Here is a 21,158-nt window from a genome sequence, read left to right as displayed (position 1 = left end):
ACGCGCCCAGCACCTGGACGCGCCATTTCAATCAATCCGGCACAACACTCGACAACGGTCTGGAGCACCACGGATGGAGACTGGCACAGCACCTGCCAGGCCAGCCTCGTTCGCAGTGTCCCCACACTGCCTGTCAACGCGCTCGCCACTCCCCCAAACGCCCCCGCAAACGGGCCGCGCACTGGCTGTGTAACTGGCTGACCCGCGATTCGCTGACCCCCAGGACCTCACCGATTTCCTTGAGGTTCAGCTCTTCGTCGTAGTACAGCGCCAAGACCAGCCGCTCACGCTCCGGCAAATTGGCAATCGCTTCCGCCAGCGCGCTCTGGAAACGTTCATCTTCCAGGTCACGCGACGGCTCCATGTGAGCACTCGCGTTATCCTCGTGCAGCCCTTCATGTTCGCCGTCCTGCAACAGGTCGTCGAAACTGAACAGGCGGCTGCCCAAGGTATCGTTCAAAATCCCGTAATAATCGTCGAGACTCAACTGGAGTTCGGCCGCAACCTCGTGATCTTTAGCGTCACGCCCGGTTTTAGCTTCAATTGCCCGAATTGCATCACTGACCATGCGGGTATTGCGGTGTACCGAACGCGGCGCCCAATCGCCCTTGCGGACTTCATCGAGCATGGCACCGCGAATGCGAATACCGGCATACGTCTCGAAACTCGCGCCCTTGCTCGCGTCGTATTTGTTCGACACTTCGAGCAGGCCGATCATGCCCGCCTGGATCAAGTCTTCAACCTGGACACTGGCCGGCAACCGCGCCAGCAAGTGATAGGCGATACGCTTGACCAGTGGCGCGTAACGCTCGATCAATTCGTATTGGGCGTCCCGTGCCGATTTTTTATAGAGATGGTTGTAACCGCTGGCTGTCATAGCACGGGCCCTGCTGTTTGTTGCACAAGACGCTCGACGAAAAATTCCAGATGCCCGCGAGGGTTGGCCGGCAGTGGCCAGGTATCGACCTTCTGGGCGATGGCCTTGAACGCCAGCGCGCATTTGGAGCGTGGAAAGGCTTCATAAACGGCACGTTGCTTCTGGACGGCCTTGCGTACGCTTTCGTCGTAAGGCACTGCGCCGACGTATTGTAGGGCGACGTCCAGGAAGCGATCCGTGACCTTTGTCAACTTGGCGAACAGGTTGCGTCCTTCCTGCGGGCTCTGGGCCATGTTGGCCAGGACGCGGAAGCGGTTCATGCCATAGTCGCGGTTAAGCAACTTGATCAGGGCATAGGCGTCGGTGATGGACGTCGGTTCGTCGCAGACCACCAGCAGCACTTCCTGGGCCGCGCGGACGAAACTGACGACCGAGTCACCGATACCGGCTGCGGTGTCGATCACCAGCACATCGAGGTTGTCGCCGATGTCGCTGAAAGCCTGGATCAGGCCCGCGTGCTGGGCCGGGGTCAGGTGAACCATGCTCTGGGTGCCTGAGGCAGCCGGCACGATGCGAATCCCGCCCGGCCCCTGCAACAACACGTCACGCAGCTCACAGCGCCCTTCAATCACGTCCGCCAGCGTGCGTTTGGGTGTAAGCCCCAACAACACGTCGACGTTCGCCAGGCCCAGGTCGGCGTCCAGCAGCATGACCCGTCGGCCAAGCTCTGCCAGAGCCAGGGACAAGTTCACTGACACGTTAGTCTTCCCGACGCCACCTTTGCCGCCGGTCACCGCGATCACCTGTACGGGATGCATGCTGCCCATGTTCGTTCTTTACCTTGTCTTACTTAGACGGAGGCCACATTACTGGCTGCGCGTTCGCATACGGAACAATGCATGGCAGACCATCGATGTAGGTACAAAAAATATTCATGATTACCTCAGCCGACCTGCTTGGTCGGGCTGTGGTAGATATCAGCGAACATATCAGCCATGGCTTCTTCGCTGGGTTCTTCCTGCATTTGCACACTCACGGCACGACTGACCAGTTGATGACGGCGCGGCAGATGCAAATCATCCGGGATCCGCGGCCCGTCGGTCAGGTAGGCCACCGGTAATTCATGACCGATCGCCAGGCTCAACACCTCGCCCAGGCTTGCCGTTTCGTCCAGCTTAGTCAGGATGCAGCCGGCCAGCCCGCAGCGTTTGTAGCTGTGGTATGCGGCGGTTAGAACCTGTTTCTGGCTGGTGGTTGCCAACACGAGATAATTTTTTGACTTGATACCGCGTCCGGCCAGGCTTTCGAGCTGCATGCGCAGGGCTGGATCGCTGGCTTGCAGGCCTGCGGTATCGATCAGCACGACGCGTTTGCGCAGCAGCGGCTCCAGCGCCTGGGCCAGGGACTGGCCCGGATCCACATGGGTCACCGACACATTGAGGATCCGGCCGAGGGTCTTGAGTTGCTCCTGGGCACCGATGCGGAAACTGTCCATGCTCACCAGGGCAATGCTCTGGGCGCCGTACTTGAGTACATAACGGGCGGCGAGCTTGGCCAGGGTGGTGGTCTTGCCCATGCCGGCAGGACCGACCATGGCAATTACCCCGCCTTCTTCCAGCGGCTCGACTTCCGGGGTCGCGATCATCCGCGCCAGGTGCGCCAGCAACATGCGCCAGGCCTGGCGAGGCTCTTCGATACCATTGATCAGCGCCAGCAGGTCCCGGGACAACGGGCCGGACAGGCCGATGCGTTGCAGGCGACGCCACAGGTTGGCCTGGGCTGGACGGCTGCCTTGCAGCTGGTTCCAGGCCAGGGAGCCGAGCTGGACTTCCATCAGCTCGCGCAGGCTGTTGAGTTCAAAGCGCATCGAGTCCAGGGCGCGCGGATCGACACCCCGGGCAGGCGCCGCGGGCGCCGGCTCAGGACGACGCGGTTCGGCGTGGGCCTGCTCGATCAGCGGTTCGGCAGCCGTCAACGGCAGGCCGGCCGTCAGCGGCTGACCGGCGAACAATTGACGATTGGTGCCTGCCGCGGCCTCGCCTTCACTGCTGCGCAGGCTCAGCTCGGCCTGGGCGCTGGCGATGCGCGATTGAGTCTTGCGCAGCTCATCTTCGAGTTCCATGTTCGGAACCCGCGGGGCCAGCGCAGACAGTTTGTAATCCAGGGCCGCCGTCAGCTCGACACCGCCGGCGATACGACGGTTGCCAATGATGGCTGCTTCAGCGCCCAGCTCGTCACGAACCAGTTTCATGGCCTGACGCATGTCGGCGGCGAAAAAACGCTTCACTTGCATAAACCACTACCTCAGCCGTTGGGCCCTACTGTCGCAACGATGGTCACTTGCTTGTTGTCCGGTATTTCCTGGTACGCCAGCACATGCAACCCCGGGACCGCGAGGCGCCCGAATCGCGAGAGCATCGCGCGAATCGGGCCGGCCACCAGCAGGATCACTGGCTGGCCTTGCATCTCTTGCCGCTGGGCTGCTTCGATCAGCGAACGCTGCAGCTTCTCGGCCATGCTTGGCTCCAGCAGAACACCCTCTTCCGAGCCTTGTCCTGCCTTCTGCAGACTATTGAGCAATATCTGTTCCAACCTTGGTTCCAAGGTGATCACAGGCAGCTCAGACTCAGTGCCTACAATGCTTTGGACGATTGCGCGGGACACGCCGACCCGAACCGCAGCCACCAGGGCGGCGGTATCTTGACTCTTGGAGGCGTTATTGGCGATAGCCTCGGCGATACTGCGTATGTCGCGCACGGGCACCTGTTCGGCCAACAGCGCCTGCAGCACCTTGAGCAACTGCGACAACGAAACCACACCCGGCACCAGCTCTTCGGCCAGCTTCGGCGAGCCTTTGGCCAGTACTTGCAGGAGTTGCTGGACTTCTTCGTGGCCAATCAGCTCGCTGGAGTGCTTGTACAGGATCTGGTTCAAGTGGGTCGCCACCACCGTACTGGCGTCCACCACGGTATAACCGAGGGACTGGGCCTGGGCCCGCTGGCTGATTTCGATCCACACCGCTTCCAGGCCGAAAGCCGGATCCTTGGCGGTGATGCCATTGAGGGAGCCGTAGACCTGCCCGGGGTTGATCGCCAGCTCGCGGTCGGGGTAGATCTCGGCTTCGGCCAGGATCACCCCCATCAGCGTCAGGCGGTAGGCGCTCGGCGCCAGATCGAGGTTATCGCGGATATGCACGGTCGGCATCAGGAAGCCCAGGTCCTGGGACAGCTTCTTGCGCACCCCCTTGATCCGCGCCAGCAATTGCCCACCCTGGTTGCGGTCGACCAATGGAATCAGGCGGTAACCGACTTCCAGGCCGATCATGTCGATCGGCGTCACGTCATCCCAGCCCAGCTCCTTGGTTTCCATGGCGCGGGCCGGCGACGGCAGCAGTTCCTGCTGACGCTTGACCTCTTGCAGGGCCTGGACTTTCTGCACGTTCTGCTTCTTCCAGAACAGGTAGGCTCCGCCTGCAGCCATGGCCGCCATGCTCAGGAAGGAAATGTGGGGCATCCCCGGCACCAGGCCCATCACCGCCATCAGGCCGGCGGCAACGGCCAGGGCCTTGGGCGAGGCGAACATCTGCCGGCCGATCTGCTTGCCCATGTCTTCGGAGCCCGAAGCACGGGTCACCATGATCGCGGCCGCTGTAGATAACAACAGTGATGGCAATTGCGCCACCAAACCGTCACCGATGGTCAACAAGGCGTAAACCCTGCCAGCGTCGCCAAAACTCATGTTGTGCTGGAAGATACCGACAGCCATGCCGCCGATCAGGTTGATGAACAGAATCAACAGGCCGGCGATGGCGTCACCGCGCACGAATTTGCTGGCACCGTCCATGGAACCGTAGAACTCGGCTTCCTGGGCCACTTCCAGACGACGCAGCTTGGCCTGGCTCTGATCAATGAGGCCGGCGTTGAGGTCGGCGTCGATCGCCATCTGCTTGCCGGGCATCGCATCGAGGGTAAAACGCGCGCTCACCTCGGAAATCCGCCCGGCACCCTTGGTCACCACGACGAAGTTGATGATCATCAAGATGGCGAAAACCACGATACCGACCACGTAGTTGCCGCCGATCACCACCTCACCAAAGGCCTGGATCACCTTACCGGCGGCGGCGTGACCGTCCTGGCCGTGGAGCATGACCACCCGGGTGGACGCCACGTTCAGCGCCAGGCGCAACAGCGTGGCCACCAGCAGGATGGTCGGGAATACGGCGAAATCCAGCGGCCGCAGGGCGTAGACGCACACCAGCAGCACGACGATCGACAGGGCGATGTTGAACGTGAAAAACACGTCCAGCAGGAACGGCGGCACCGGCAGCATCATCATGGCGAGCATGACCAGCAGCAACAGCGGCACGCCCAGATTACCCCGGCTGAGGTCTACGACATTACTGCGCGCGGTGCTGAATAACTGAGAGCGATCCACCAATATTCCCCGTTCCTGTGAAGCAAACTTTTGACGCCCGGAGGGGGCGCAGACGGGGTATTGCAAGAAGCCTTCCAACTTTTGTCGGAGGCTGAAATAGAGGGGTTGAAGGGACGCTGACCTGTGGGAGCGAGCTGGCTCGCGATAGCGATTTGTCAGTCACACCCATAGTCGACTGAACCAGCGCAATCGCGAGCAAGCTCGCTCCCACAGGGTTTTGTGCCAGCCGACTCAGGAATCACGCCGCAAATCCGGCGGGATCGGCAGGTCCTTGAGCGGTTCGGGGCGTTTGCCCTTGCCGGCGCGGTGCTGGCGGATCTGGTAGACGTAGGCCAGCACCTGGGCCACGGCCAGGTACAGGCCGCCAGGGATTTCCTGGTCGAGCTCGGTGGAGTAGTAAATCGACCGCGCCAGCGCCGGGGACTCGAGCAGCATCACCTCATTGGCCACGGCGATCTCACGGATCTTCAGCGCCAGGAAGTCACTGCCCTTGGCCAGCAACACGGGAGCGTTGCCTTTCTCGGGGTCGTACTTGAGCGCCACGGCATAGTGGGTCGGGTTGGTGATGACCACATCGGCGTCTGGGATCGCTGCCATCATCCGCCGCTGGGACACCTCGCGCTGCAACTGGCGAATCCGCTGCTTGACCTCCGGCTTGCCCTCCGAGTCCTTGTGCTCGTCGCGCACTTCCTGCTTGGTCATCATCAGCTTCTGCTTGCTCTGATACAGCTGGATCGGCACGTCGATGGCAGCGATCAGGATCAGGCCGCAGGCTATCCACAACGTGCTCCAACCCACCAACTGCACACTGTGGATGATGGCCTGCTCCAGCGGCTCGTGAGCGATGCGCAACAGATCGTCGATATCGGACTGCAACACCGTCAGCGCGACAAACAGAACCAGCAGGAATTTCCCGAAAGCCTTGAGCAGTTCCATCAGCGCCGAGGTCGAAAACATGCGCTTAAGACCAGCGGCGGGGTTCATCCGACTGAATTTGGGGGCCAGGCTACCGGCGGCGAACAACCAGCCGCCCAGGGAAATCGGGCCGATAACAGCGGCCAGCAACAGGAAGATCAGAACCGGCTGTATCGCCAGAATCGCGATTTTGCCTGAGTGCAGCAGATACTGGGCCATGGACCCCGGCGTGAGCAGCACCTCACGGGGCAGCGAGAAATTCAGCCGCATGATTTCCAGCAGGTCCAGGGCCAACCCGCCACCATAAATCAGCAACCCACCCGCCCCGGCCAGCATCACCGCCAGGGTATTGAGCTCCTTGGAGCGGGCGGTCTCACCCTTTTCCCGGGATTCGCGCAGGCGCTTTTCCGTGGGGTCTTCTGTCTTGTCCTGGCCACTCTCGCTCTCGGCCATGGTTCAGCGTGCCTGTGCCATGTCGCGTAGCAGTTGCAAGGCCTGGATGGCCAGCGGCTGATACTGGTTGAGGATATCCCCCAGGCTGATCCAGAAAATCACCATGCCCAGCGTGAGGATCAGCGGGAAACCGATGGAGAAAATGTTCAACTGCGGCGCCGCCCGGGTCATCACGCCAAAGGCGATGTTGACCACCAGCAACGCAGTGATCGCGGGCAATACCAGCACCATCGCCGCACCCAGGACCCAACCGAGCTTGCCGGCGATTTCCCAGAAATGATTGACCAGCAACGCACTGCCCACCGGCATGGTGGTAAAACTCTCGGTCAAGACTTCGAACACCACCAGATGCCCGTTCATGGCGAGGAACAACAGGGTCACCAGCATCGTCAGGAACTGACCGATCACTGCCGTCGTCACGCCATTGGTGGGGTCGACCATGGACGCGAAGGCCATGCCCATCTGGATCGAAATGATTTGCCCGGCCACCACGAACGCCTGGAAGAACAGCTGCAGCGAGAACCCCATCAAGGTGCCGATGAGGATCTGCTCGGCCACCAGCATCAATGCACTGAGGTCCAGCGCATGAACCGATGGCATCGGCGGCAGCCCGGGCGCGATGACCACCGTGATCGCCAGGGCGAAATACAAGCGCACGCGCCGAGGCACCAGGGTCGTGCCGAAGACCGGCATACTCATGAGCACCGCGGTGACGCGAAACAGTGGCAGGACGAACGATGCCACCCAGGAACTGATCTGGGTGTCCGTCAGCGCGAGCATCGACATGAGGTCAGCCGATCAACTGCGGAATACTGCCGTACAACTGCAGGATGTATTCCATGAAGGTTTGCACCAGCCAGGGCCCGGCGACGATCAGCGTCACCAACATCACCAACAGGCGCGGCAGGAAGCTCAAGGTCTGCTCGTTGATCTGGGTCGCGGCCTGGAACATCGCCACCAGCAACCCCACCAGCAGGCTGGGGATCACCAGGATGGCGACCATCGTGGTCGTCAGCCAGAGCGCTTCACGGAACAGGTCTACCGCTACTTCAGGCGTCATATCGTCCTACCCGCACAAAAGGCCTAAACACCGCCGAAACTGCCCGCCAGGGTACCGATAATCAGCGCCCAGCCATCCACCAGCACAAACAGCATGATCTTGAACGGCAGGGAAATGATCAACGGAGAGAGCATCATCATGCCCATGGCCATCAGGATACTGGCGACCACCAGGTCAATGATCAGGAAAGGGATGAAAATCATGAAGCCAATCTGGAAAGCGGTCTTGAGCTCGGACGTCACGAACGCCGGCACCAGGATGGTCAGCGGCGCCTGATCGGCACTGGGGATATCGGTGCGCTTGGACAGGCGCATGAACAGCTCCAGGTCGCTGCTGCGAGTCTGGGCCAGCATGAAATCCTTGATCGGCACTTCAGCCTTGGCCACGGCATCCTGGGCGGTGATTTTTTCTGCCAGGTAAGGTTGCAACGCATCCTGGTTCACCCGGTCGAACACCGGCGCCATGATGAACATGGTCAGGAACAGCGCCATGCCGGTGAGGATCTGGTTCGAGGGCGTCTGTTGCAGGCCCAGGGCCTGACGCAGGATCGAAAAGACAATGATGATCCGGGTGAAGCTGGTCATCAGCATGACGAACGCCGGTATGAAACTCAGCGCCGTCATGATCAGCAGGATCTGCAGGCTGACCGAGTATTCCTGAGCCCCTTCGGCGTTGGTTCCGAGAGTAATCGCCGGGATCGACAGCGGATCGGCGGCGAACGCCAACGGTGCGGCCAGCATCAGGGCCAATGCCAACAGGATGCGCAACGGCATTACTTTTTATCCTTCTGGTCTTTACCCAACAGTTCCATGAGGCGCTGGGCAAATTCGGGGCTGGCCTGCTCGGCGGAAGGCACCTGCACCGGCTCCTTGAGGACGTGCAAGGCGGTGATGGTGCCCGGGCTCAGGCCCAGCAGGATCTGCTCATTGCCGACCTGCACCAGCACCAGCCGGTCGCGTGGCCCGAGCGCGCGGGAACCGACGATGTCGATGACCTGCCCCTTGCCAGCCGGCCCCGCCTGCTGCACACGCCGCAACAGCCAGGCGAGAAAGAAGATCAAGCCCAGCACCAGCAGCAAGCCGAGCACCAATTGCGCCAATTGCCCGGCGACACCACTGCCTGCTGCCGGCGCGGCGGCGGCCGTGGCAACCGGTTCGGCCGCCAGCACACTCAACGGCAGCATCGCGGCTGCTGCGAAGAAACCTTTCACTTAGCGCAACTTCTTGATGCGTTCGCTCGGGCTGATCACGTCCGTCAGGCGAATGCCGAACTTCTCGTTGACCACCACCACTTCGCCATGGGCGATCAAGGTGCCGTTGACCAGTACATCGAGCGGCTCGCCGGCCAGGCGGTCCAGTTCGATCACCGAGCCTTGGTTGAGCTGCAGCAGGTTGCGGATATTGATGTCGGTGCTGCCCACTTCCATGGAAATCGACACCGGGATATCGAGAATCACATCCAGATTCGGGCCATCGAGCGTCACCGGTTCATGACTCTTCGGCACGCTGCCAAATTCTTCCATCTGCAGGCGGCTGGACGCATGGGCGCCAGTGTCGGCCGCCAGCAAGGCGTCGATGTCGGCTTGCCCGGCATCGCCGGTTTCTTCCAGGGCCGCAGCCCATTCATCGGCCAGCGCCTGGTCATCCTGGGTATTCATATCGTCAGCCATCATGTGTCCTCGGCGGGCAAAATTCAGTTAGAAGCAAAAATCCGTTACAAACTTAAGGTGTTCGACACCGCTCAGCGGCGTTCGATCGGCTCGATCACCTGCAACGCCAGGTTGCCTTTGTGAGAGCCCATCTTGACCTTGAAGGCCGGCACGCCATTGGCGCGCATGACCATGTCTTCCGGCATCTCGACGGGGATGATGTCCCCCGGCTGCATGTGCAGGATGTCACGCAGACGCAGTTGGCGCCGAGCGACTGTAGCGCCGATCGGCACGTCGACATCCAGCACGTCCTGGCGCAAAGCGTTGATCCAGCGTTCGTCCTGGTCGTCGAGGTCCGACTGGAAACCGGCGTCGAGCATTTCACGCACCGGCTCGATCATCGAGTACGGCATGGTCACGTGCAGGTCGCCACCACCGCCATCGAGCTCGATGTGGAAAGTCGAGACCACAATGGCCTCGCTTGGGCCGACGATGTTGGCCATCGCCGGGTTCACTTCCGAGTTGATGTACTCGAAGTTCACTTCCATGATCGCCTGCCAGGCTTCCTTCAAGTCGACGAAGGCCTGCTCCAGCACCATGCGCACCACCCGCAGCTCGGTCGGGGTGAATTCCCGACCTTCGATCTTGGCGTGACGGCCGTCACCACCGAAGAAGTTGTCCACCAGCTTGAACACCAATTTGGCGTCCAGGATGAACAACGCGGTGCCGCGCAACGGCTTGATCTTCACCAGGTTGAGGCTGGTGGGTACGTACAGCGAGTGCACGTACTCACCGAACTTCATCACTTGCACGCCACCGACGGCCACGTCGGCCGAGCGACGCAGCATGTTGAACATGCTGATGCGGGTGTAACGGGCGAAACGTTCGTTGATCATTTCCAGGGTCGGCATGCGTCCGCGAACGATGCGATCCTGGCTGGTCAGGTCGTAGCTTTTGACGCTGCCCGGTTCAGCAGCGTTTTCGGTCTGTACCAGACCGTCGTCGACACCATGCAACAGCGCATCGATTTCGTCCTGGGACAGCAGGTCCTGCACGGCCATGTCGTGTTCCTACTGCAATACGAAGTTAGTGAAGAGCAACTGTTCGATCACCACTTTGCCAAGCTCTTTCTGAGCGACTTCCTGCACGCTGGCCGTGGCTTTCTGACGCAACATTTCCTGGCCGACCGGAGTGGCCAGGGTGTCGAAATTCTGTCCGGAAAACAGCATCACCAGGTTATTGCGGATCAGTGGCATATGCACCCGCAGCGCCTCCAGGTCAGCCTGGTTGCGACCCAGCAGGGTAATGCTCACCTGCATGTAGCGTTGACGACCGTTCTGGGTGTAGTTGGCCACGAAGGCTGGCGCCATCGGTTCGAAAATCGCCGGCTGCTTGCCCACTGGCGCAGCTTCGACCGCGACTGCCGGCTTGCTTTGAGCGCTGTGCATGAAATACCAGGTCGCGCCCACAGACACACCGATCGCCAGGAGCAAACCCACCACGATCATGATGATCAGCTTGAGTTTGCCTTTGGTTGCAGGGTCTTTTACAGCTGCTGCTTCACTCTTCGCCATGCCAATAATCCGTCACTAATCGAGGTTTTCACTGTTGCACGGCAAGGCTGGAGCAAGTGTTATGCCAGAAGTGGCAAGAGAGAAGATGGCGGGCCGGGTGCAATCTTTGATCGCCCAAAAAGCAATGTGGGAGCGAGCTTGCTCGCGATAGCAGTGGATCTGTCACCACAAGGGTGACTGACAGTCCGCTATCGCGAGCAAGCTCGCTCCCACAGAGGGTGTTGAGGCGTCAGGCGTAGTAGTCGACCGCGCTGCTGCCGATGACGCTGGTGGTACTGGCCGCTACTTCAGCAACGCTGGCCGGCAGGTGCTCATCCACCGAGTCCACTCGCCCACCGGACGACGTCGTGCGCCCGGCCTGGGCTTGTTGCTGGGCCTGCTGCCCCTGGTTCTGCGAGCCACGGGATTGATCGGACACGCTGACGTCGACCTGGCCCATGCCCTGCTGGGCAAAACTGTCCCGCAGGCGATGCAACTGACCTTCGAGGGCTTCGCGAACGCCGGGGTGGGCGCTCATGAACGTGACCTGGGTCTGCTGGTCCGGAACCATGTTCACCCGGATATCCAGGCGCCCGAGTTCGGCGGGTTGCAGCTGGATGTCGGCCGCCTTGAGATTGACGCTGGACAGGTACATCACCCGGTTGACCACCTCCTCGGTCCAACCGCTCTGATTCATCGCGATAGGTTGATTGACCGGCACCGCGTTGGCGGTCTTGGGTGTAGCAGCCTGGGTCAGTGCGGCCAGGCGGTTGGCGAAATCGTCCACGCGTGTGTCACTGGACGCGGCGCCGAGGTCCTTGAGGCCCTCGCTGATCAAGCCGCCGAATGCCTTGTCGCCGCCCTGACTGCCGGACTCGGTACTGTTCTGATCGGCCTGCACGGTGAGCATGCTCGCCATGCCCGCGGCGAAGGTCTGCGCCGAAGTCGGTTCACCGTCGAGCGACGCCGGGGCAGTAGTCTTGGATTGCGCCTGGCTAGCGGCGGAAACATGACCGCCCTGCTCCATCGCCAAACGCAACGCTGGCAACGCATCGAGCGGGTCGGCTTCAGGGTCAAAGGCTGGATCGACCTCCGGGGCCACCGCAGCCTGGGCCGGCGTGACCAGCGGGGCAACCGGTGCCGCGACGGCCGTGGTGACCTGAACCTCGGTCGTGACCACAGGCGCAGGTTCCGGTGCGATTGTCGCCACCGGCACCGTCATGTCGGGCAGCAATCCTGGATCAAGGCTCGGATCGACGGGTGCAGCATCCGCCACTGGCGTTTCAGCCGAGTCAGCGTTGTCGTCGCGGGCGGCCTTGTCGTCAGCGCTGGCCGGTTTGTCGGCGGGCAAGGGTTTGCCGCTATCGGCAACCGTCGGTTCCGAGGCGGCAGAGGTTTGGTTGCCGGTGTCTTTTTTGACGGTGTTGCTGGAGGCGTTGTCGCGCGCCGATTTCACCGGTGGCTCAGGGGCCGCCGCTGCCTTGGCAGGCGCCTGCTTGGCGAAGACTTGAGCGAAGCTGGAGGCTCTATCCCCGAGATCCGGGGCCACTGCCGGTGAATTGACGGCGACCTGGGGCTTGGCCTGGACAGAGGCCTGAAGCAGTGTATTGGGGGTAACGGGCATATAAAGGTCTCCGCTGCACTGGAATCATAGGTACAGTCGAGACTAGGTAATGCAAGGCACGGGCCAACGTCTGCCCGACCGTCAAATCTCAGCAGTGAAAGCCTTCGCGCTCTTCTCGGCAAAGCTTGCGAACATGAGCGAATTCACTGTCGATTTCGTTGACCAGTTTCTCGATACCACCCAATGAGGGCTGTTTGGCACGCTGCTCCAGTTCGCCACACAGCTCGGCCAGGCGGATAGCGCCCATGTTGCTGCTGCTACCCTTGAAGCTGTGGGCCGTGGCGCTCAGTTTTTCAGCGTCCCGCGCCTCATGCAGCACGCGCAGGCGAGCCTCCGAGTCATTGAGAAACGTATCCAGCAACTCCAGATACCCCTCCTCCATGACTTCCTTCAGCGTGCTGAGCACGTCGCGGTCCAGATGAATCTCGTTCACTTGTTCGCTCCCTGATCAAGAATGGCGCCGATTATGCCGGAGCCTCCCAGAAAAACTCCACGCGCGCACTACGACCATCGTCTGACCAACTGGCTTGGTGGCTCAACTGGCGTACCAGGCTCACGCCGCGCCCCGACAACCGATCAGTGTCCACAGGACGCGCCAGCACCCTGGCGACATCAAAGCCTTCGCCACTGTCCTCGACCTCTATGGCCAGGCACCCACCCTCACCGTTTGGCGAGACATGCAAGTGCACCCGCACGTAGCCGTCGCTCAGTTCATCCAGGCGCGTATTGCGCTCCCTGTAATAGCGGGCAAAACCCGCCGCGTCACGCTTGAGACTGGAGTCGAGCCCCAGCACCCCATGATCCAGGGCATTGGAATACAGCTCCGACATGACGCTGTAAAGGGCGCCACTCTGCACCCTGAGCCCATGGACCTCAAGCAGCAATTGCAGCAAGTAGGGCATCGGGTTGAAGCGTTTTAGCGTCTGCGCCCGGAACTCGAAGCTCACCGACCAATCCAGCGGGCTGGACTGACCGCTATCGGAATAGACCGGTGGCGGCGGATTGAGTTGCGTCGGTGCGACCAATCGCAACTCGACCATGCTGAAGTCATCCCGCGACTCACCGCGAAAATCCCGCAAGGCCTGCTGGATGTCTTCAAACAGCAGGTCGGGTTCACGGTTGGCGGCGAACACCTGTTGCAGCCGTTCCACGCCAAACAGTTGCTCGTCTTCGTCGGTGGTATCGATCACACCGTCGGACAACAGGAACACCCGGTCACCCAGCGACATGGTATGCACTTCGGTGCGGTCATCGAATAATTGAGGTGTGAGCACGCCCAACGGCAGGTGCCGCGCCGGCAATGGCGTACGCACGCCACTGAGGCTGTCATGCAGGTATCCATCGGGCATGCCGCCGTTCCAGATCTCTACCGTGCAACGCTGGAAGCTCAGGCATAACAACGTCGCGCAACAGAACATGTCGACCGGCAGGATGCGCTTGAGCTTGGCATTCATCTCTCGCAGGATCTGCGCCAGGCCGTAGCCCTTGGCGGTCATCCCGTAGAACACTTCCGCCAGCGGCATCGCGCCGACCGCCGCGGGCAAACCGTGGCCGGTGAAATCCCCCAGCAGGACGTGCATGTCGCCGGCCGGATTGAACGCTGCCAACAGCAGGTCACCGTTGAACAAGGCATAAGGCGATTGCAAGTAACGGATGTTCGGCGCGCTCAGGCAGCCGGAGTGGGCGATCTTGTCGAACACGGCCTTGGCGACCCGTTGCTCGTTGAGCAAGTAGTCATGGTGCCGGGCAATCTGGTCGCGCTGCTCCACCACCGTGGCCTGCAACCGACGCAAGCGATCCATGGCCTTGATCTTGGCCGCCAGGATCACTTGGTTGTAGGGTTTGGCCAGGAAATCGTCGCCGCCCGCTTCCACGCAACGGGCCAGGGCTTCGCCCTCAGTCAACGAGGTGAGGAAAATAATCGGGACCAACTGGTCCCCGGCCAACTGCTTGATCTTCTGCGCGGCTTCAAAGCCGTCCATCACCGGCATCATCGCGTCCATCAACACCAGGTGCGGACGCTGCTCCAGATAGACGTCGACCGCTTCGGCGCCATCGGCCGCAGTGAGCACATGATGCCCCTGGCGGCGGACGATGGTCGACAACAGCAGTCGGTCAGCGGCACTGTCTTCGGCAATCAGGACCGTCAGCGACTCCGACGACGATTGCATGGCGATCAACTGATGTCGAACAGCTTGTCGAAATTGGAGATCGCGAGGATTTTCTTGACGTCATTGCTGCTGTTGACAACGCGGATATCCGACGCATCGCCACCGGCATGATCACGCAACAGCAGGAGCATGCCCAAGGCGGAACTGTCGAGATAAGTGGCGTCTTTCAAATCCACCACGATGGAGTCAGGTTTTTTGTTGAGCCGTTCATAGGACTCACGAAATTCCTGATGCCGCCCGAAATCGAATCGACCTTTGATCGAGATCGTCAGCTTATGCCCATCGGGGGATACTTCGGTAACAACTGACATGATCGGCTTCCTTGTCATGGACATACGTGTACAAGGTGTAGCATCTGGTAAAGGTCTGAGCAAGGTTTTGCCTCATTCAGCCGACAAAATCGCGGTTTCGCATCAATAGGGATTCTGGCGTGGCAGGCGCTGGGACAACTCATCGAGGAGTTTCTGTTCGCGCTTGTCTTCCAGTTGCCGTGCCTCATCAATATAGCGCTGCACCAGTTTACGCAGCCCTTCGACCCGGGCAAACGCCTCTTGCCAGCTCTGGCGGGCCTTCTCCAGGTTGTTCTGGTGCCAGACCAGGCTCTGGCGCTGCTGGTCGATAGCGGTACCCAACTGCGCAAGGAATCCTTGGTAACCCAATAACCACTGCCCGGAAACCCCGTGGGCGCCCCGGGCGATCCACTGCTCCTGGTACTCGAGTCGAAAGTTTTCGAGGTCTGCCAGTTTGCTTTCGGCGACTTTGACCTGGCCCTGAAAATACGCCAGTCGCTGGACGGCAGTCTTCTCGGCCTTTTCCGCCATGTCCACCACTGGCGCCAGGCGTGCCGCACGACTCGTGGCCATGGCCGGTTACGTGCCTGAGACCGGGGCGAAAATAGTCTGCAAATGCGCTTCGCTGGCGCCCATGCCGATGTTGTCGTTCAGGCTCTGGCGCAGGTAAACGGCCATGGCCGGGTAAAGACTGATGGCGGTGTCGGTCTCACGGTCACCACCGGGGACATAGGCGCCGACGCTGATCAGGTCGCGGCTTTGCTGGTAGCGCGACCAGTACTGCTTGAACTGCTGGGCGCGCTTCATGTGTTCGGCGCTGATCACCGACGGCATGACCCGGCTGATGGACGCCTCGATGTCGATGGCCGGGTAATGCCCTTCTTCGGCCAGGCGCCTGGACAGCACGATGTGCCCGTCGAGTACGCCCCGGGCCGAGTCGGCGATGGGATCCTGCTGGTCGTCGCCTTCGGACAGCACGGTATAGAACGCGGTGATCGAACCGCCGCCCTTTTCCGCATTGCCGGCGCGCTCCACCAGTTTCGGCAGCTTGGCGAATACCGAAGGCGGATAACCCTTGGTGGCCGGCGGCTCGCCGATGGCCAGGGCGATTTCCCGCTGGGCCTGGGCGAAACGGGTCAGCGAATCCATCAACAGCAGGACGTTCTTGCCCTTGTCGCGAAAGTACTCGGCAATGCGCGTGCAGTACATGGCTGCCCGCAGGCGCATCAATGGCGCATCGTCCGCCGGCGAAGCCACCACCACCGAACGCTTGAGCCCTTCCTCGCCAAGAATGTGCTCGATGAATTCCTTCACCTCGCGACCCCGCTCGCCGATCAGCCCCACCACGATGATGTCGGCTTCGGTGAAGCGGGTCATCATGCCCAGCAGCACACTCTTGCCCACCCGGTACCGGCGAACAGGCCCAGACGCTGGCCGCGTCCGACCGTCAATAAACCGTTGATGCAGCGGATGCCCACGTCCAGCGGTACGCTGATGGGGTCACGCTTGAGGGGATTGATCGTCGGGCCGTCCATCGGCACCCAGTCTTCAGCCTTCATGCCGCCCTTGCCGTCCAGGGCCCGCCCGGCCCCGTCCAGCACGCGCCCGAGCATGCTCATGCCCATGGGCAGGCGGCCATTGTCGGCCAGGGGCACCACGCGCGCACCCGGGGCGATGCCAGCAACGCTGCCCACCGGCATCAAGAAGACCTTGCTGCCGGAGAAGCCCATGACTTCAGCTTCGACCTGCACCGGGTGATAGCTGTCGTCGTTGATCACCATGCAACGGCTGCCCATGGCGGCACGAAGACCTTCGGCTTCGAGGGTCAGGCCGACCATGCGCAGCAGGCGGCCTTCCAGGATCGGTTGACCGGCCAGCTCGCTGGCCTCGGCGTAGCTGCCCAGGCGCTTGCCGAAACTGGTTCGCTCAAGGCGCATCGCGGTTGTCCAGTGCAGAAGCGTCCAATTCAGGTACATCCAAGCCAGCATCGGCCGGCGCGGCATCAGCGCTGATCAGGGGTTCGTCCGGCAACTCCAGGCTCAGATCGGGAGCGGCCGGATGCAGGGCCTGTTCGTGCAACTGGTCGAACAATTTGGCCATGATCTGACTGATGCGCGTTTCAACGGTGGCGTCGATGCGGCTGTGTTCGGTTTCCACACGGCAGCCGCCGGGCAGCAGCGAAGCGTCCTCGACGATACGCCAGGTTTCTTCATGGCGTTCGCGCAGCGCCTTGACCAGCTCGAAGTCCTGGGGATTGATGTACAGCCGCACGTTGCCCACGCCCAATGGCAACAACTTGAGCGCTTCGCGCATGACATGTTCGATCTGGGTCGAATCGATGGCCAGCTCGCGCTGGATCACTTGCCGGGCGATGTGCTGCACCAGCCCCACCAGGGATTTCTCGATCTGGCTGTCCTGCTCGGCGATAGGGTCGAACAGGTTGAGCATCAGCGATTCCAAGGCACGGAGCTTGGCCGTCAGCGCCACATCGGCTTCCTGGCGGACCTTGAGCGAGGTGCTGTGGAAGCCTTCCTTTTCACCCACGGCAAAGCCTTCGTTGTAGGCTTCCTGGCGAATGCTCTCGACTTCCTCGAGGGTCAGTGGCTGGACTTCCTCCAGCGGCACTTCCTCCGGTTCCGGCAGCTCTTCCACCGGTTCCGGCTCAGGCTCGGGAACATGGGGGTCGAAGCTGGGCAGCGACCAGACGTCGAAACCACCGACGTCACGGGCGCGGATCAGGTCGCTGGGTGCTTCATCACTCTTGGCAGACATAACGACCTTAGATCATCTCTTCGCCGCCCTTGCCACCGAGAACGATCTCCCCGGCTTCGGCCATGCGGCGGGCGATGGTGAGGATTTCCTTCTGTGCGGTTTCCACGTCGCTGACGCGTACCGGGCCCTTGGCCTCGAGATCGTCGCGCAACAGTTCGGCCGCCCGTTTGGACATGTTCTTGAAGATCTTTTCCTTGACGCCTTCGTCCGACCCCTTGAGGGCCAGTACCAGCACGTCGGACGACACTTCGCGCAACAGCGCCTGGATGCCACGATCGTCGACATCGGACAGGTTGTTGAACACGAACATGAGGTCTTCGATCTGACCGGACAGGTCTTCGTCGAACTCGCGGATCGAGTCCATCAACTGACCTTCGATCGAACTGTCGAGGAAGTTCATGATGTCCGCCGCGCGCTTGATGCCACCCAGGGTGGTGCGCGAGGCATTGGAGTTGCCCGAGAACTGCTTCTCGAGAATCTGGTTCAATTCTTTCAGGGCCGCCGGCTGCACGGTGTTGAGCGAAGACACCCGCAGGATGATGTCCAGGCGCACCTTGTGGTCGAAGTTGCCCAACACTTCACCGGCCTGGTCCGGATCGAGGTAAGCCACCACGATCGCCTGGATCTGCGGGTGCTCGTAACGGATCACGTCGGCAACCGCCCGCGGCTCCATCCACTTGAGGCTGTCCAGGCCGCTGGTGTTGCCGCCCAACAGGATCCGGTCGATCAGGCCGTTGGCCTTGTCCTCGCCCAGTGCCTGGGTGAGCATCTTGCGCACATAGTCGTCGGAACCGACGCCCAGGCTGGTCTGATCGCCGACGATGTCGACGAACTCACTCATCACCTGCTCGACCTGTTCACGGTGCACGTTGCCCATTTGTGCCATGGCCACGCCCACACGCTGGACCTCCTTGGGCCCCATGTGGCGCAGCACCTGGGCAGCGTCGGTCGAACCCAGAGACAGCAGCAGGATCGCGGCTTTGTCGACCCGGGACAATTTGGCAACAGCGGCTCGATTATCACTCATCTGCGTTAATCCACTCTTTCACGACCTGGGCCACACGACCCGGATCTTCTGCCACCAGACTCTTGATGGCGTTCAACTGAGCGTCATAGCCTTCACTCGGGCTTGGCAGCAGAATGCTCTGCGGCCCGCCGAGGCTGACGCGATCGTTGGCCAATTCGCCATCCAGGCCGCCCATGCCTCCCAGCTCGACATCACCAAAACCTGCCAACTGCTTGCTCTTGCCGCCACCGGTGATGTTGTTGAGCACCGGACGCAGCACGCCAAACACCAGCACCAGGATAAACAGCACACCCAGTACTTGCTTGACCACATCCCAGAACCAGGGTTGCGAATAAAACGGAATATCGGCGACCACTTCACCGCGTTCCAGGGAGAACGGTACGTTGATCACGCTGACGCTGTCGCCGCGGCTGGCGTCGAAACCGACGGCGTCCTGCACCAGGCGAGTAAAGCGCGCCAATTCGTCGGCACTCCATGGTGCACGACTGGTTTCGCCGTTGGCCGCATTGACCTTGACCTGATCGTCCACCACCACGGCGACCGACAAGCGGGTCAAACGGCCCTGCTGCTGCTTGGTGTGGCTGATGGAGCGGTCGAGTTCGAAGTTCTTGGTCGACTGCTGACGCTTGTCGGCCGGATACGGCGCCAGCATCGGCTGGCCGGTGGCCGGGTCCATGATCTGCTGGCCATTGGCATCGATCAGCGGTTGGCCTGGCTGCACCATGCCGGCGGCCGCCGTGGCGCCACCGGTGGTTTGCGGCGCGCTGGCCGGCGACGGCGGCTGGTTGCTCAGGGCACCCGGTACGCCTTGCGGGCCATTGCTGGCAGTACGCTGCTCATTCACCGACTGTTCGCTGCGCAACGCCGGTTGATCCGGGTTGAACTGCTCGGAAGTGGACTCGACGGCGCTGAAGTCGACATCAGCCGACACTTCGGCTTTGTAGCGATCGTTACCCAGGATCGGTTGCAGGATGTTGTGCACCCGCTGGGTCAGCATGCCTTCCATGCGGCGGCTGTAATCGAATTGCTTGCCGGCCATGGTCAGTTCGGAGTTTTCCGCCTGATCGGACAGCAGGTTGCCTTTCTGGTCGACCACAGTGATCTGCGATTTGCTCAGCTCAGGTACGCTGGTTGCCACCAGGTTGATGATGGCAAGCACTTGGCCTGGCTCCAGGGAGCGGCCCGAATACAGCTCGACCAATACCGAAGCGCTGGGCTTGCGCTCATCGCGCACGAACACCGAGCTTTTCGGGATCGCCAGGTGCACACGGGCGCCCTTGACGTTGTTCAGGCTGGAAATGGTCCGCGCCAGCTCACCCTCCAGGCCGCGACGATAACGGGTCGCTTCCATGAATTGGCTGGTGCCCAGGCCCTGGTCCTTGTCGAGGATCTCGAAACCGATGTTGCCATCGGTAGGCGTCACGCCAGCCGCAGCGAGCTTGAGGCGCGCACGGGCAACGTCATCGGCCTTGACCAGCAACGCGCCGGAGTTGGGTTCGACGGTGTAAGGAATGTCGGCGGAAGCCAGGGTTTCCATGACTTGCTTGGCGTCCATGCCCGCCAGGCTGCCATACAGCGGCCGGTAGTCCGGCTGCTGGGACCACAGCACCACGGCAAAACCAATCGCCACGCTGGCAGCCAGGCCGACCAACAGGCCCACCTGACGCAGCATGGTCATCTCGGAGAGATTTTCCAGGAAGGACAGACCGAATAGCGGCGGTTTGCCGTCTACCGGAGTGGCCTTGGCCGGAACGTTATCAACGGCTGCTTCTGCCATGACTCAATAATTTCCTTAAACCGGCATCTGCATGATGTCTTGGTAGGCTTGAACCAGTTTGTTACGAACCTGGGTCAACGCCTGAAACGAGACACTGGCTTTCTGCGAGGAGATCATTACGTCCGTCAGGTCGACGCCACTTTTGCCAATCTCGAAAGCACTGGCCAACTGGTTCGATGCCTGCTGGGTATCGTTCACTTTATTGACGGCCTGACCGAGCATGTCGGAAAAGCTGCTGCCACCCACCTGGGGGACCGCGACCGATTTAGGCTGGGCCATGGCGTCCATTTGCATGGCCCGCATGTCCAACATCAACCGATTAAATTCAATACCTTGGCTCATGGTCTACTCTCTCTGGCGGCCCGCATTTTTTTGACACTTACTCAGCGGGTATTCAGGTATTAGCAACAAGGGTGCCAGCTCCATGGCCGCAAAAAACAAATGCGCGCACAACTCCATTGTGGGAGCGAGCTTGCTCGCGATAACCCATCACATCCGACCTCAACTTGACTGACCCACCGCTATCGCGAGCAAGCTCGCTCCCACAGGGATTTTTG

The 21,158-nt window shown here is 61.1% G+C and carries 21 protein-coding genes and 1 pseudogene; all 22 read right to left on the bottom strand.

Annotated elements, in window-relative coordinates; genetic code table 11:
* Positions 1-133: 133 nt before the first annotated feature.
* Positions 134-877: an RNA polymerase sigma factor FliA gene (gene fliA / locus KI235_RS08205; RefSeq protein ID WP_003199123.1), complete on the bottom strand. Its 744-nt coding sequence runs from the start codon at positions 875-877 to the stop codon at positions 134-136.
* Positions 874-1,704 (bottom strand): flagellar synthesis regulator FleN, encoded by an 831-nt coding sequence (gene fleN, locus KI235_RS08200; RefSeq protein WP_003184001.1) that lies wholly within the window; start codon positions 1,702-1,704, stop codon positions 874-876. The genes fliA and fleN overlap by 4 nt, the downstream gene beginning before the upstream one ends.
* Before the next feature lie 116 nt (positions 1,705-1,820).
* Positions 1,821-3,170: a flagellar biosynthesis protein FlhF gene (gene flhF, locus KI235_RS08195; RefSeq protein WP_003199121.1), complete on the bottom strand. Its 1,350-nt coding sequence runs from the start codon at positions 3,168-3,170 to the stop codon at positions 1,821-1,823.
* Between the two features lie 11 nt (positions 3,171-3,181).
* Positions 3,182-5,311: a flagellar biosynthesis protein FlhA gene (flhA, locus tag KI235_RS08190; protein ID WP_027912735.1), complete on the bottom strand. Its 2,130-nt coding sequence runs from the start codon at positions 5,309-5,311 to the stop codon at positions 3,182-3,184.
* 231 nt (positions 5,312-5,542) lie between these two features.
* Entirely contained in the window at positions 5,543-6,679 is a 1,137-nt protein-coding gene (gene flhB, locus KI235_RS08185) for a flagellar biosynthesis protein FlhB (protein ID WP_003199117.1), read from the bottom strand.
* Positions 6,680-6,682: 3 nt separating this feature from the next.
* Positions 6,683-7,465 carry a flagellar biosynthetic protein FliR gene (gene fliR, locus KI235_RS08180; protein ID WP_003199115.1) on the bottom strand — a complete coding sequence of 261 codons (783 nt, stop codon included), beginning with the start codon at positions 7,463-7,465 and terminating at the stop codon, positions 6,683-6,685.
* A 4-nt stretch (positions 7,466-7,469) separates the two neighbouring features.
* Complete coding sequence (fliQ, locus tag KI235_RS08175) at positions 7,470-7,739, bottom strand: flagellar biosynthesis protein FliQ (protein ID WP_003199113.1); 270 nt, start codon at positions 7,737-7,739, stop codon at positions 7,470-7,472.
* 23 nt (positions 7,740-7,762) lie between these two features.
* The gene (gene fliP / locus KI235_RS08170) at positions 7,763-8,512 is read right to left on the bottom strand and encodes a flagellar type III secretion system pore protein FliP (RefSeq protein WP_003199111.1); all 750 of its coding nucleotides are present in this window, start codon (positions 8,510-8,512) and stop codon (positions 7,763-7,765) included.
* A complete protein-coding gene (gene fliO, locus KI235_RS08165) occupies positions 8,512-8,949 on the bottom strand; it encodes a flagellar biosynthetic protein FliO (RefSeq protein WP_003199109.1) in 438 nt (145 codons plus the stop codon). The genes fliP and fliO overlap by 1 nt, the downstream gene beginning before the upstream one ends.
* Positions 8,950-9,408, bottom strand: coding sequence for a flagellar motor switch protein FliN (fliN, locus tag KI235_RS08160; protein ID WP_003199107.1), 459 nt, complete (start codon positions 9,406-9,408; stop codon positions 8,950-8,952). It lies immediately after the preceding gene.
* Positions 9,409-9,479: 71 nt separating this feature from the next.
* On the bottom strand, positions 9,480-10,448 hold the full coding sequence (fliM, locus tag KI235_RS08155; RefSeq protein ID WP_003199105.1) for a flagellar motor switch protein FliM: 969 nt from the start codon (positions 10,446-10,448) through the stop codon (positions 9,480-9,482).
* A 9-nt stretch (positions 10,449-10,457) separates the two neighbouring features.
* Positions 10,458-10,961 carry a flagellar basal body-associated protein FliL gene (gene fliL / locus KI235_RS08150; RefSeq protein WP_013692537.1) on the bottom strand — a complete coding sequence of 168 codons (504 nt, stop codon included), beginning with the start codon at positions 10,959-10,961 and terminating at the stop codon, positions 10,458-10,460.
* A 229-nt stretch (positions 10,962-11,190) separates the two neighbouring features.
* Positions 11,191-12,564: a flagellar hook-length control protein FliK gene (locus tag KI235_RS08145; RefSeq protein WP_060613504.1), complete on the bottom strand. Its 1,374-nt coding sequence runs from the start codon at positions 12,562-12,564 to the stop codon at positions 11,191-11,193.
* 88 nt (positions 12,565-12,652) lie between these two features.
* A complete protein-coding gene (locus KI235_RS08140) occupies positions 12,653-12,997 on the bottom strand; it encodes an Hpt domain-containing protein (RefSeq protein WP_003199096.1) in 345 nt (114 codons plus the stop codon).
* Between the two features lie 31 nt (positions 12,998-13,028).
* Positions 13,029-14,735: a fused response regulator/phosphatase gene (locus KI235_RS08135; RefSeq protein WP_038857535.1), complete on the bottom strand. Its 1,707-nt coding sequence runs from the start codon at positions 14,733-14,735 to the stop codon at positions 13,029-13,031.
* Between the two features lie 5 nt (positions 14,736-14,740).
* A complete protein-coding gene (locus tag KI235_RS08130) occupies positions 14,741-15,046 on the bottom strand; it encodes an STAS domain-containing protein (protein ID WP_003199093.1) in 306 nt (101 codons plus the stop codon).
* Between the two features lie 102 nt (positions 15,047-15,148).
* Complete coding sequence (gene fliJ / locus KI235_RS08125; RefSeq protein ID WP_003199091.1) at positions 15,149-15,598, bottom strand: flagellar export protein FliJ; 450 nt, start codon at positions 15,596-15,598, stop codon at positions 15,149-15,151.
* A gap of 6 nt (positions 15,599-15,604) precedes the next feature.
* Positions 15,605-16,962: pseudogene (gene fliI / locus KI235_RS08120) on the bottom strand (flagellar protein export ATPase FliI).
* A complete protein-coding gene (fliH, locus tag KI235_RS08115; protein ID WP_003199088.1) occupies positions 16,952-17,797 on the bottom strand; it encodes a flagellar assembly protein FliH in 846 nt (281 codons plus the stop codon). The pseudogene fliI and the gene fliH overlap by 11 nt, the downstream one beginning before the upstream one ends.
* A gap of 7 nt (positions 17,798-17,804) precedes the next feature.
* The gene (gene fliG, locus KI235_RS08110; RefSeq protein WP_003199086.1) at positions 17,805-18,824 is read right to left on the bottom strand and encodes a flagellar motor switch protein FliG; all 1,020 of its coding nucleotides are present in this window, start codon (positions 18,822-18,824) and stop codon (positions 17,805-17,807) included.
* On the bottom strand, positions 18,817-20,601 hold the full coding sequence (gene fliF, locus KI235_RS08105; RefSeq protein ID WP_003199084.1) for a flagellar basal-body MS-ring/collar protein FliF: 1,785 nt from the start codon (positions 20,599-20,601) through the stop codon (positions 18,817-18,819). Before fliF ends, fliG begins: the two co-directional genes overlap by 8 nt.
* Before the next feature lie 15 nt (positions 20,602-20,616).
* On the bottom strand, positions 20,617-20,943 hold the full coding sequence (gene fliE / locus KI235_RS08100; RefSeq protein ID WP_003199082.1) for a flagellar hook-basal body complex protein FliE: 327 nt from the start codon (positions 20,941-20,943) through the stop codon (positions 20,617-20,619).
* Positions 20,944-21,158: the final 215 nt, after the last annotated feature.

Origin of the sequence: Pseudomonas sp. St386 (genome assembly GCF_018325865.1) — a bacterium.
Taxonomy (GTDB): domain Bacteria; phylum Pseudomonadota; class Gammaproteobacteria; order Pseudomonadales; family Pseudomonadaceae; genus Aquipseudomonas; species Aquipseudomonas brassicacearum.
The sequence above is the reverse complement of the archived record's forward strand: the minus strand, read 5'-3'. Positions and strand labels throughout refer to the sequence as shown.

Excerpts from the sequence above, each read along its gene's own strand:
- fliQ (WP_003199113.1), bottom strand. The coding sequence starts at position 7,739 with ATGACGCCTGAAGTAGCGGTAGACCTGTTCCGTGAAGCGCTCTGGCTG.
- KI235_RS08130 (WP_003199093.1), bottom strand. The coding sequence starts at position 15,046 with ATGTCAGTTGTTACCGAAGTATCCCCCGATGGGCATAAGCTGACGATC.
- fliR (WP_003199115.1), bottom strand. The coding sequence starts at position 7,465 with ATGTCGATGCTCGCGCTGACGGACACCCAGATCAGTTCCTGGGTGGCA.
- KI235_RS08145 (WP_060613504.1), bottom strand. The coding sequence starts at position 12,564 with ATGCCCGTTACCCCCAATACACTGCTTCAGGCCTCTGTCCAGGCCAAG.
- fliM (WP_003199105.1), bottom strand. The coding sequence starts at position 10,448 with ATGGCCGTGCAGGACCTGCTGTCCCAGGACGAAATCGATGCGCTGTTG.
- fliG (WP_003199086.1), bottom strand. The coding sequence starts at position 18,824 with ATGAGTGATAATCGAGCCGCTGTTGCCAAATTGTCCCGGGTCGACAAA.
- flhF (WP_003199121.1), bottom strand. The coding sequence starts at position 3,170 with ATGCAAGTGAAGCGTTTTTTCGCCGCCGACATGCGTCAGGCCATGAAA.
- flhB (WP_003199117.1), bottom strand. The coding sequence starts at position 6,679 with ATGGCCGAGAGCGAGAGTGGCCAGGACAAGACAGAAGACCCCACGGAA.
- fliE (WP_003199082.1), bottom strand. The coding sequence starts at position 20,943 with ATGAGCCAAGGTATTGAATTTAATCGGTTGATGTTGGACATGCGGGCC.
- fliJ (WP_003199091.1), bottom strand. The coding sequence starts at position 15,598 with ATGGCCACGAGTCGTGCGGCACGCCTGGCGCCAGTGGTGGACATGGCG.
- fleN (WP_003184001.1), bottom strand. The coding sequence starts at position 1,704 with ATGGGCAGCATGCATCCCGTACAGGTGATCGCGGTGACCGGCGGCAAA.
- fliP (WP_003199111.1), bottom strand. The coding sequence starts at position 8,512 with ATGCCGTTGCGCATCCTGTTGGCATTGGCCCTGATGCTGGCCGCACCG.
- fliF (WP_003199084.1), bottom strand. The coding sequence starts at position 20,601 with ATGGCAGAAGCAGCCGTTGATAACGTTCCGGCCAAGGCCACTCCGGTA.
- KI235_RS08135 (WP_038857535.1), bottom strand. The coding sequence starts at position 14,735 with ATGCAATCGTCGTCGGAGTCGCTGACGGTCCTGATTGCCGAAGACAGT.
- fliH (WP_003199088.1), bottom strand. The coding sequence starts at position 17,797 with ATGTCTGCCAAGAGTGATGAAGCACCCAGCGACCTGATCCGCGCCCGT.
- fliA (WP_003199123.1), bottom strand. The coding sequence starts at position 877 with ATGACAGCCAGCGGTTACAACCATCTCTATAAAAAATCGGCACGGGAC.
- fliN (WP_003199107.1), bottom strand. The coding sequence starts at position 9,408 with ATGGCTGACGATATGAATACCCAGGATGACCAGGCGCTGGCCGATGAA.
- fliL (WP_013692537.1), bottom strand. The coding sequence starts at position 10,961 with ATGGCGAAGAGTGAAGCAGCAGCTGTAAAAGACCCTGCAACCAAAGGC.